We start from the raw sequence: 11,429 nt of genomic DNA on the forward strand, positions 1-11,429 counted from the left end.
GTGGCAGGGGGGGATCGGCTTGCTGCCTTGACGCTTGAGGAGGGATTTGGAGCGCCTCCTGAGACAAACGGATTGTATTACCTCGCGTTACCCGGAGATCCAGAGCGATCCCGCCGGTACAAATTGATCAAGTTGTTTTTAAGGCATAACGACGGTCGCAACCCCAAAGTCCCGGACATCGACAAGATCGTTCCGCTGCCGCCCGCCAAGCTTCCAGCATGGGATGGCACATTCCAGTGGCAGAAAGAGCAGGACGCTGCAGTGCCCCCGCCCAAGCCGTCGGAAGAACTGCTCGACCAGCTTGCGAAGACAAAGCACCTCGATCCGGCAACCGGTTTGCCGCTTTCGACTGCTGATTCGAAGACCTCGTCGGCGGGTGAATCAACAGCGCACCCGACAAGCGCAGCGACACGATTGACCTCACCCGATAGCGAGCCGCTCACGAAAGAACGCGTGACGATCGGTCAGCTACCCGTATTCCCTGAGGCGCACCACCTTTAATAATTCGGTGCACGCGCTCAAGCCGATTTTCCGTTTTATTCAACATGATCAGGAGTTTCATTCGTGATTGGTCTCATCCGTCTTGGCGACGCCACCGACCACGGGGGCAAAGTCGTCAGCGCATCGCACACCATGTGTTACGAGGATCGATACGTCGCGCGCAAGGGCGACGAGGTGACTTGCCCGCAACACGATATCCGCCCGAATCTGATCATCGATGGCGACGAGACGATGCTCGATGAGGGCGTGCCCGTCGCCCGGCATGGCTATCGCGCCATGTGTGGATGCCGGCTGATTTCGAGCCTGTTGTGAAAACACGGTCATGCCGGTAGATCTTCCAGACGTAGAGCCGTCAGACGCGCAACCCAAGCCGCCGCGTGCCATCGTTTGGCTCGGTGTGTTCGTCGTCGTCATGCTCGCTGGCGTGGTGATCGCCTTGCTGACCTGGCCGAAAGGCGAGCCGACCCAGACCGCCTGGTTCTGGGTGCGTCTGCTCGCATTCCCGGCGCTGGCGTGGTGCACGCTGTTTGGCCTGCGCCTTCACTACCACGACGATGAAATCCAGCGCCTTCAGGCACAGCGTGAAGTCCTTGTCGAGGATCGGGAGCGGGCACTGCTGTTCGCGAGCGAGCCGCTCGCCGTGCTGGGCCATGCGTATCTGACCGAGCCGGGCAGCGAGAACCTTGCCGGCAGCATCGCCAATCGCGAACTCGCATTGAGCGCGCAAACCTCGGCTACCGGTACCGATGCGATCCGGCACACAGCCTTGGCGTTCACGGACGATGCGGAAAATCCGGGACGCTACCGAGCCTGCTTCACTGCGTTGATCGAGCGGATTGCCGGTTCCGTGTCGGCGGTACCTGGCAAGGTGCCGTTGCGTGTCTGTTTGCAGTTGCCTGCCGACGTGGATCAGCAAGCCCTGCTCGGCGTGTGGCAATCCTGCTGGACTGCGAAGCATCTTCGGCCGGTGATGGCCAAGCTGCTGCCGGCAGCCACGGGCGTCATGGCGCTGGATGAATGGCTGGATATCCGTGGCGGACCGTCGCTTGAAAAAGCCACGCTGTTCGTTTCGGTGCAACTGTACGATGCACCGCAGCAGTCGAGCGCAGAGGCCGCCGTCGGCGTGCTGCTTGCCTGGGCGCCGCTCGCCGAACGTTGCGCGCTAAACGCACAGGCATTTCTGCACCGCCCCGTGGAGGCCGGGGCATCCGGATTGGATGCCGCGATTTCCTCGGCGTTGCTTTGGGGGAAGGCTACAGCTGCCGAAGTGGGCGACCTCTGGCAGGCCGGTCTATTTTCAACCGATAAAAGTGCGCTGCTTCAGGCAGCGTCGGATACCAAGCTGGCCGTCTCGCAAACGAGCGCGTTCGCTGGCCTGCACGATGTTGATCTGGCCATCGGCAACCCCGGGGTCTGTGCCGGCTGGCTAGCTATTGCACTCGGTATAGAGCATGCGGCACAGCTCGGCGTACAGCAATTCATTGCGTGGCACGAGGGTACGCTGCGGCTCGCCGTGATCCGTGCTTCTCGCGCATAGAAAAATTGGTCTCGAACGTATGAGCACTCGCAAGTTTTGGGGATTCCATATCCTCGTTCCCGCACTCACCGCCGCAGTCGCGCTCTGGGTGTATTTCAAGGGAGCCGGTACGAACGCGTCGCGGGGTCATCAGGTCGGCATCGTTGCGTTCGTTGGCGTGGTGATCCTGATGGCGCGGGCGCTGCTGGCCGGTGCGTGGCGAATCGTGGCCCGGTACGGCCGCAACCCCGCAGCGAATCGTTACGACCGCGATCCATTGTCACGAGTGGGCGCCGCGAAAACGGAAGTGCCGGTCGATCTGAATGCGTACCGGGCGGGAACGCTTCGAGAGATACTGCGCGATCTCCATGGTCGCCGCTGGCGCAAGGCGGATCGCTGGATCCTGGTCGCAGGCGATGAGCCGATCATCAATCGGCTGGCCCCCGGTCTTTCCGACGCGGGGTATGTTGTGACGGGCACCACGGTCTTGTTGTACGCGAAACAGACCTCGAATACGCTCGACACCGCCTGGCTCAACCAAATCCGCCGCCTCCGCACCCGTCGCCCCGTTGATGCGATCGTCGCTGTCACACGCGATCGAGGCTCCGCCACCGCGCCTTTCGACACCGACGCGCTCACCGGCCAGCTCGCGCGCCACTCGCGCGCTTTACGCTGGGCCGCGCCTGTCTACCTGCTCGATGCCACCGATTTCGGCGGCGACTCGTCGAGCCCCGACGAAGCGATCGGTTTGACCTGGTCGAACGCACGCGTCAACGCAAATGCGCTCGACGCATCGCTACAAGACCTGACCCATTCCCTCGCAGACGCCGGCGTCGTGCGTCTCATGAACGACACGAGCGATCGCTATCCGGCCGAGCTGTCGCAGCACATCGAGCGTCTTCGTGACGCGCTGTCGGGCCTCGTGCTGCAAACGGCGCAACCCCGAGTCTGGCGGCAGGCGGTGCACGGCCTGCTGTTCGCGCCGTTGTTCAAGGCGCGCGAGCTTGTGCCGCCCGCTTCACTCACGTCGGCGGAACCGGGCAACGACGAACCGGCCATGAGCCGACAACACCGCACGCTCTGGCAAACCGTCGCCGAGCACAGCCGCAAGATTCACGGCCGGCGCGTCGGCTTCTCGCCGTCGAACACGGTCGCATGGATCTCGACGGGGCTGATCGGCTGCTGGATCGCCGGCACGGTGGCGTCGGGCTTTGCAAACCGCGCGACGCTGCGCGACGCTGCGCGACACGGGCGACACGCTCGCGGCCCTGACAAGCGAGCCGAACCCCACGCGCGCGATGACGCTGCTCGATCGCCTCGACCAGCAGATCGACACGCTCGAAGTCCATCGCCGCGACGGCGCGCCGTGGCTGACGCGCTTCGGCCTGAACCGCGACGGCGCGCTGCTCGACGCGCTGTGGCCCGGCTATGCGAACGCGGCCAGCCGCATCCTCGTGGCGCCGATTCGTCAGCATTTCGAAGCAAATCTGCGCCGGTTGGCGTCGCTGTCGGATGCCGACATCGCCAACGGCGGCAACGTCGGAGTGCAGGCCGCTTATGACACGCTCAAGGCGTATCTGATGCTCATGAATCCCAAGCACGCCGTCGCCGCGTTCCTCGCGCCGCAGCTCGCCGCAACCGCGGCGCCGATGCGCCCGGCCAATTCGCCGCTGTCGCCGGGCGCGTGGGACGACCTGCGCCAGCACACGATCGCGTTTTTCGCGGCGCATCTGGGCCGGGGCACGTTGCCGCCGATGACGCCCGACGCTGGCCTCGTTGCCGCGACACGCCAGACGATCATCGGCGTGCGCGGCATCCAGAATTCGACGGACGCGATCTATCAGCGGATCCTCGACGATGCGCAAGCCAAATACCCGCCCGTTTCACTCGCCACGCTGCTCGGCGACACGACGAGCCGAGGCCTGTTCGGCACGACGGCGACGGTGCCGGGCGTGTTCACGCGCGCGGCCTGGGACGAGCGGATCGCAAAGGCGATCGACGATACGAGCGAGCAGCACAACGTGGCCGGTGACTGGGTGCTGCGCCCGGAAGGAAATCCCGTTGGGGGATCGGATACGAAGGCCGCACAGGCGGCACCCTCAACGCTGAAAGCCCAACTGCGCCAGCGCTATTTCGACGACTACGCGCGCGCCTGGGCCCTGTTTCTCAACAGCCTGCGCTGGCAGCCGGCCGCGACGCTGTCGGCCACGGCCGACCAGTTGACGCTGCTCGGCGACACGCAGCGCTCGCCGCTCGTCGCACTGATGAACGCGGTTGTCTACCAGGCGGGTGCGGGCGCGAACGCGCGCTCGCTTGCCGACAGCCTGATCGGCAAGGCGCAGCAGCTTGTCGGCGCAAGCGAACAGGATCCGTCGAAGCAGGTGCAGCCGGCGCTTTCACCGCTGGCCACGGCGTTCGGTCCGATCCTGCGCCTGACGGGCAGCGATCTGGTGACGGGCGCGCCCGCCAGCGGCAAGGCCGCCGCGCAGCGCGCCGCCACGGGCGACCTGAGCCTCGCACGCTACCTCGAACGCGTCACGGCGATGCGCTTGAAGGTCTCGCAGATCGTTTCCGGCGCGGACCCCGACGCGATGGCACGTCATGCCGCGCAGTCGGTGCTGCAAGGCAAGACATCGGAGCTGGCCGAAAGCCGCGACTACGCGGGCCGCCTCGCCGCGAGCCTGGGCGAGCGGTGGTTCGGGCTGGGCGAGCTGTTGCGCGCGCCGTTCCATCAATCGTGGCGGGTGGTAGTGCAGCCGGCGGCCACGAGCCTGAACGAGATGTGGCGCACGGCGATCGTCGCGGACTGGAACCGCACGTTCGGCGGACGCTATCCGTTCGCCGATTCGGACAACGATGCTTCGTTACCCGAAATGTCGCGCTTCATGAGCGTCGATAACGGCGTGATCACGCAGTTCGTGACGACGCAGCTGGCCGGTGTCGTCGAGCGTCAGGGCGACCGGTGGGTCGCGTCACAGGGTGACGACCACGGTGCGCTGACGATCGATCCCGGCTTTCTCGCGAGCCTGAACCGCCTCACGCGGGTGGCGACCGTGCTGTTTCCGTCCGGCGACGCACAGGTGCGATACGAGTTGCAGGCGGTGCCGACCCCGGGAGTGACAGACATGCGTTTCGTGCTGTCGGGCCGCGAACTGCATTACTTCAACCAGAAGCTGGCATGGACGCCGTTCGCGTGGCCGGGGCAATCGCTGGAAAACCTGTCGCACGTCGAATGGCAGACCGAGCAGGGCGGCTTGCGCACGGCGCTCGACGAACAAGGCCGGTTCGGGCTGGTCCGGCTGCTGGAGCGCGCGAAGGTGACGCAGCAGGACAACGCGCGTTATCTGCTGACCTGGATGCCGAGCACGAGCCTGGGCATGCCGTTGCGCGTGCAACTACGCAGCGAGGCGGGTGCCGGCCCGCTGGACGTATTGCAACTGCGGCATTTCACGCTGCCGGCGCGGATTTTCGTGACCGGGGCGGTGGCAGGGAAGTCGGGGCCGAAGTTATCGGCCGTCAATCCGCCGCCGTTGCCGGCGTTTATGGCCGAGGCGGCGAAGCAGGCGGCGATGCCGTTGCCGGGGAGCGGGCAATCGAGTGCCGAATGACATGACGGGCGGGTGATTCGACACCCGCTTTTCCGAGTGGTGGCTGAAAGCCGATCGCGTGCCCAGCCCCCGCTCAAACTGTCAATCCGCCATCCCCCACACGCTGACGCTGTCCGCATCGACGCTCACGCGGCATGCGGCGTCGGCATCCGCGATGTCCGCATTCGCCGCGACATCGAAGATCCATCCACCCAACTGCACGCGCGCGTAGCGTTCGCCGTCGCGCAATTCGGACGATTCGACGCGCGCCGCGTACGCGTTCGGGTGATCGTCGCCGACCAGCCGAATCGCCCGCGGCGCCACGCGCCACATCGTGCGCGCCCCCACCGCGAGCGTGCGGTCGGCCGTGTCGATCACCACGCCCGCACCGATCCCGATGCGCCCCGGCGCCACGATCTCGCCCGCGCCCACGTTGCGCAGGCCGAGCAGCTCGGCCACGCGCGGGTTGGCCGGTCGGGTGAACACTTCCGCCACCGGCCCCGCCTGCAGCGTTTCGCCGTGATCGATGACGAGCACGTCGTCGGCCAGTTGCGCGGCCTCGTCGGGATCGTGCGTGACGATCACCGTCACCGCGCCGATCTCGCGCTGCAACGCGCGCAGCGAGCGCCTCAATGCGCGGCGGCGCGGCGTGTCGAGCGCCGAGAACGGTTCGTCGAACAGCAGCAGATGGCTGTGCCGCGTCAGCGCCCGCGCGAGCGCGACGCGCTGGCGCTGGCCGAGCGACAACTGCCGCGGCAGCCGGCGCATCAACGCGTCCAGCCCGAGATGGCCGGCCCAGTAACGCGCGGCCACCGGGTCCGCATCGGCCGGAAAGCTCAATTGACGCGCCACCGTCATGTGCGGGAACAGCCCGTAATCCTGCGGCATGTAGCCGATCTGGCGCTGCTCGGGCGGCAGCGCGCCCAGTTCGGTCGCGCCGAGCCGCACGCTGCCTTCATCGTTGTGCTCCAGCCCGGCGATCAGGCGCAGCGCCAGCGATTTGCCCGAGCCTGACGGCCCGACGATCGCGAGCCGCCGCGACGCGGGCGTCCAGTCCACCGCCAGCCGGAACGTGCCGAGCCGCTTGCGCAGCCGGATCGCGAGCCGCAGTTCGGGCGCGTCGGCGTCGGGCGGCGTGCCGGTGCGTGCGAGCGGCGGCGCATCGCCGTTTTCGGCGGTGTCGGTGTCGATGTCGGCGGCTTCGCGCCGGCCGAAGCGCACGATCGACAGCATCGCGCAGGCGATCGCGATGGCCAGCGTGGGCAGCAGCAGCGGCATCATCGCCGGCAGCCCGAGGCTGCCGAACATCACGTAGGTATAAACCGGCAGCGAATACGGGTGATACGCCACCATCACGGTCGCGCCGAATTCGCCGAACGCGCGCAGCCAGGCCAGCGCGAGGCCGGCGCGGATCGCGGGCCAGGCGGCCGGCAGCGCGACGCGCAAGAAGCGGCTGCCGGCGCGATGGCCGAGCGTGGCGGCCACGTCCTCGTACACCGGGTCGATCGCGCCGAACGCCGAGCGCGCGGCGACGATCAGGAACGGCGCGGCCACGAACGTTTCGGCGAGCACGATGCCCGCGAACGAATCGGTCAGCGCGCCGTGGGTCCACTGGCCGAGCGGGCTGTACGGCCCGAACAGGAACAGCAGCAGCACGCCGCTGGTCAGCGGCGGCAGCGCCAGCGGCAACTGCACGATGAAGCCGAGCGGGGCGGCGGCCTTCGAGCCCGAGCGCGCCAGCCAGTAGCCGAGCGGCACGCCGCACACCAGCGTGATCAGCGCGGCCAGCGTGGCGCTGCCGGCCGACACGGCCACCGCCGACCAGGTGGCGCCCCAATCGACGCTCGCCCAGTCGGCCTCGCCGATCTGCGGGATGCTGGCGACGAACGGCGCGAGCAGGTAGACCGCGAGCAGCAGCGCCAGCAGGCGCAGCGGCCCGGCCACGCGTTGCGTCATTGCGCGGCGTCGATCACGGCCTGCAGCGACGGCGGCAGCGCCTGCGCGTTGCCCTTGACGGTCGGCTTGACCACGTCCACGCCGTGCGCCTTCAGCAGCTCGCGGCCCTTGGCGCTCAACAGGAAGTTGGCGAAGCGCGATGCGCCGTCCTTGTTCTGCGCGTCCGAGAGGATGGTCAGCGTGTAGCTGGCCTGGATGTGCAGTTCAGGCGCGGGCGCGATGGCGGGGATCCTCAGGTCGGAGGTTTCGGTCGAGTAGAAGAAGCCCGCGTCGAGCTGGCCCGATTGCAGGCGGCCGACCAGCGTTTCCTCCGGCAGCACCTGCTCCGGGTTCTCCGGCGTGCCGAGCGTCTTCTCGACGAGGTCGGGCTGGTGATAGAACTCGGCGGCCTTGGTCATCATCTCCACCGTGAACGCGCCCTTCGGGTCGAGCTTCGGATCGGTGCGGCCGATGCGGATGCCCGGCTCCTGCAGCACCTGATCCCAGCGCTTGGTCTTGAATTCCTTCGCGAAACGGCTCTTCGGGTTGTAGCCGATCATCAGCGGCGACTGCGCGAAGTTGACGTACCACGACGTGTGATCGCCGTTGGCCTCGCCCATCAGGCTGGCATTGACCTTCGGGCTGGCGCTGATGAACACGTCGCCGCGGCGCAGCTTGCCCTTGATTTCATTGGCGATCTTGTTCGAGCCGGCGGCGTAGCCACGGAAGTGCAGGCCGGTTTCCTTCTCGAACGCCGGGCCGACGCTGCGCTCCATCAGATTGACCAGCGAACCCGCGTACAGCACGTTGACGGTGTCGGCATCGGCGGCGTGCGCGGTGGCGACGAATGCGCTTGCGACGACGGCGCCGCAGACCAGCAGCTTGCGAAACATGGCTTACTCCGTAGCGTTATAAAGGTCGGTATATTACGGTGCTTACACGACATTTTGTCGGAATCGACGATGCAGCATGCGTTTACACTGGGCGTCCCTGCATCGCGGGCCACGCCGGCCCGCGGCATTCGATCTCAGGAGACAAGCATGCGCACCAGTGCCCGTAACCATTTCGTCGGACAGATCGTCGAGGTCAAGCCCGGTGCCGTCAACGACGAAGTGACGCTGCGCGCCGATGACGGCCTGGAGATCGTCGCGATCGTCACGCACGGCAGCGCGCAGTCGCTGGGCCTTGCGGCCGGCGTGGAGGCGTTCGCGCTGGTGAAGGCGTCGTCGGTGCTGGTGATGGTGGACGTGGATGCCGATCGCGTGTCGGCGCGCAACTGCGTGGCCGGCAGCGTGGCCGCCGTCACCAAGGGCGCGGTCAACGCCGAGGTGGCGATCACCGCGCCGGGCGGCGCGCAGGTCGTCGCGATCGTGACGAACGACAGCGTCGAGCGCCTCGGCCTGGCCGTCGGCAAGCCGGCCAGCGCGATTTTCAAGGCGTCGAGCGTGATCATCGGCGTCGAAGGCTGAGCGGCGCGATGTCCTCCACCGAAACCGCCGCCGTGCCGCTGCTGCCCGGCCACCCTGGCGCGGGCATCGTGCAGGTGACGGGCGACGTGCTGCGGCCGATGTCGCTCTCGCTTGCCGATCTGGCGGCGCTGCCGGCCACCGTTTGCGAGCCGTTCGCGCTGCGTTGCTTCACGAGCGGGCGCTATATCCGCGACGTCGAGCGCTATCGCGGCGTGCGGCTCACCGAGTTGTTCACGCTGGCTGGGCTGCACGATCCGGCCAGTGGCGATTTCAAGCGCACCGTGTTCCTGGCGATCGGCCACGACGGCTATGCCGTCACGTTCTCGTGGCACGAGTTGTTCAACACCGCGATCGGCGAGCAGGCGATCGTCGCCTACGAATGCGGCGGCGAACCGATGCGTGCCGAGGGTGGGGCGCCGTACCTGTTCTCGGGCGCGGACATTTCGCCCGCGCCGCGCCATGTGAAGCGGCTCGCGTCGCTGGTGGCGCGGGTGCTGACGGTGTGAGCGTGGTGTCCGTCGCTTCGGGCAGCGAGCGTGCCGGCGATGCCGCGCTGTTCGCGGCGCTGATCCGCGCGCGCAGCGGCGATGCAGGCGGCGACGCAGGTGGCGATCCGTGCGGCGAGTTGGCGTGGCTCGGCCTGTCGCACGAGGTGTTCGCTCGCTTGCTGGCGCGGCATGGTTTGCCGGATGTTGCTGCTGCGTGGGTTGAGCCGGTGTTGCCGGTTTCCCATGCGGCGTTCGTCGATGCGTTGCGCATTCGCTTGCTGGCCGACGCCAGCCCCGAGGTCGATGCCGACGACGCCCGCTGCCTGGCCAGCATCGTGTCGCATGCGTGCCTGCGCCCCGATCATTTGTGGCGCGACCTCGGCCTCGACGGCCGCGAGGCCGTATCCGCGATGCTGACGCGTTTTTTTCCGGCCGTGGCGGCGCGCAACACGGGCGCGCTGCGCTGGAAGAAATTCCTCGCGCAGGATCTCGCGCTGTCGCGCGGCGAGGCTCCGGCGCCCGCGCCGGGTTGTCCCGGCTGCGAGGATTACGGGCAGTGTTTTCCCGCGTTGCAGGGCCGCGCTTCGCCGCACTGACCCGCCGACCCCTTCGTGTATCCTTGGGCGCATGACCCATCCCGACCTTCCGCCCTCGACCGATTCCGCCGGCGCTCCGCCGGCTTCCGATTCGTCTTCCGAGCTGTCTTCCGCACCGCAGGTGAATTTCCGGATGCGCATCCGTCGCGGCCAGACGGTCGCGCTCGGCCCCGGCAAGGTCACGTTGCTCGAAGCCGTGCACGAGCACGGTTCGATCTCGGCCGCGGCGCGGCATCTCGGCATGTCCTACCGGCGCGCGTGGTTGCTGATCGACGAACTGAACCGCTCGCTGCGCTCACCCGCCACGCATTCCGAGCAGGGCGGCGCGAGCGGCGGCGGCTGCACGCTGACGCCGGTCGGCGAGCAGATCGTGCGGCTCTATCGCGAGATCGAGGAGGAAGCGCAGCGCCACTGCGCGAAGCAGCTCGCCGTGTTGACGGAGATGATGCAGCCCTGAGGGGCTGATGACGGCGGGCGCGGTTGGCTGACGATGTGGCGCGGCGTGACGAAGTTGAAGTGAATGGCGGCCCTGGCCGCGCTGCCATGCGCGATCGCGCTGGCTTCCTGCTTCGCAGTTGGATCGATTGCGGCCGAGCCGATTGCCGCCGGATTCATTGCCGCTGGCTCGATTGCTACCGCCCCGCTTGCCGCCGAGCCAATCCCCGTCGAGTTAATCCGCTGAACCGATTCCCGCCCCGGTTCGGCTATCCCGCCGATCAGCCGTGCCGCGTGCCGAACGCCTGTCCGGTCGCGCGTTCGGCTTCGCGCTCGGCCGCGCGAGCGTGCGCGGCGATCGCATCCACCACCAGCGCCAATTGTGCCGTGCGGATTCGGCACAGCGGCACGGCCTGCGCCTCGCAGGCCGCGTTCAACATGACCTGCGCATCGGCATCGACGCGATCGGCCGCCAGCACCACCAGGTCGGCATCGCCCACCAATCGCTGCCACACGGCGGACGTTGCTTGCGCGCCGTCGTACACGGCGACCGAGCCCCCAGCCGCGCCCACGAGCCGAGCGATCGCCGCGTTCGATCCGGGCCGCCCGCCGACATAGACGATCCTTCGCCCGCGCATCGCCCGCAACGACGGTCGCGCGAAATCCACCTGCCCCGCATCCGCCTCGAACGCCTGTTCGAGCACGGCGGCCTCGCGCTTGGCCGTGTTCAACGCGTGGAGCGCGTCGTCGAGCTGCTCGCGCAGCATTTGCACGCGCGCCTGCTCGATCTCGCGCTGGTGTTCGGCGGCTGCAGCGCGGCCGGCCAGCACGATCGCGTTCGCATCGCGTTCGGCGAGCGCGCGCCGCAGCCGCGCGAGTTCGGCCTGCGCGGCTGCGGCATC

The 11,429-nt window shown here is 67.6% G+C and carries 9 protein-coding genes and 2 pseudogenes; 8 read left to right on the top strand and 3 right to left on the bottom strand.

Annotated features, from left to right (window positions below; genetic code table 11):
- From ACYP33_RS05395 to ACYP33_RS05410, 4 genes and pseudogenes are all read left to right on the top strand, one after another.
- Positions 1–501, top strand: a 501-nt coding sequence (locus ACYP33_RS05395) for a DUF6396 domain-containing protein (RefSeq protein WP_459620234.1), incomplete at its 5' end; no start/stop codon positions are given.
- Positions 502–564: 63 nt separating this feature from the next.
- Entirely contained in the window at positions 565–813 is a 249-nt protein-coding gene (locus tag ACYP33_RS05400; RefSeq protein WP_459620236.1) for a PAAR domain-containing protein, read from the top strand.
- Positions 814–823: 10 nt separating this feature from the next.
- Positions 824–2,038 (top strand): hypothetical protein, encoded by a 1,215-nt coding sequence (locus tag ACYP33_RS05405; RefSeq protein ID WP_459620238.1) that lies wholly within the window; start codon positions 824–826, stop codon positions 2,036–2,038.
- 19 nt (positions 2,039–2,057) lie between these two features.
- Positions 2,058–5,625 (top strand): annotated as a pseudogene (locus tag ACYP33_RS05410) (ImcF-related family protein).
- Positions 5,626–5,706: 81 nt separating this feature from the next.
- Here the strand turns inward: ACYP33_RS05410 and ACYP33_RS05415 are convergent.
- Positions 5,707–7,560, bottom strand: a complete 1,854-nt coding sequence (locus ACYP33_RS05415; RefSeq protein WP_459620240.1) for an ABC transporter ATP-binding protein/permease — start codon at positions 7,558–7,560, stop codon at positions 5,707–5,709.
- Positions 7,557–8,432: an extracellular solute-binding protein gene (locus ACYP33_RS05420; protein WP_459620242.1), complete on the bottom strand. Its 876-nt coding sequence runs from the start codon at positions 8,430–8,432 to the stop codon at positions 7,557–7,559. The genes ACYP33_RS05415 and ACYP33_RS05420 overlap by 4 nt, the downstream gene beginning before the upstream one ends.
- A gap of 147 nt (positions 8,433–8,579) precedes the next feature.
- On the opposite strand from ACYP33_RS05420, the gene ACYP33_RS05425 reads away from it, so the two are divergent.
- From ACYP33_RS05425 to ACYP33_RS05440, 4 genes are all read left to right on the top strand, one after another.
- Complete coding sequence (locus ACYP33_RS05425) at positions 8,580–9,008, top strand: TOBE domain-containing protein (RefSeq protein ID WP_459620244.1); 429 nt, start codon at positions 8,580–8,582, stop codon at positions 9,006–9,008.
- Between the two features lie 8 nt (positions 9,009–9,016).
- Complete coding sequence (locus ACYP33_RS05430; RefSeq protein ID WP_459620246.1) at positions 9,017–9,514, top strand: molybdopterin-dependent oxidoreductase; 498 nt, start codon at positions 9,017–9,019, stop codon at positions 9,512–9,514.
- Positions 9,515–9,519: 5 nt separating this feature from the next.
- On the top strand, positions 9,520–10,092 hold the full coding sequence (locus tag ACYP33_RS05435) for a nitrogen fixation protein NifQ (protein ID WP_459620248.1): 573 nt from the start codon (positions 9,520–9,522) through the stop codon (positions 10,090–10,092).
- A 133-nt stretch (positions 10,093–10,225) separates the two neighbouring features.
- Positions 10,226–10,549, top strand: coding sequence for a winged helix-turn-helix domain-containing protein (locus ACYP33_RS05440; protein ID WP_414448217.1), 324 nt, complete (start codon positions 10,226–10,228; stop codon positions 10,547–10,549).
- A 259-nt stretch (positions 10,550–10,808) separates the two neighbouring features.
- On the opposite strand, the pseudogene ACYP33_RS05445 reads toward ACYP33_RS05440, so the two are convergent.
- Positions 10,809–11,429: pseudogene (locus ACYP33_RS05445) on the bottom strand (DUF2325 domain-containing protein); the annotation flags it as partial.

The organism is Burkholderia sp. 3C, assembly GCF_054589155.1.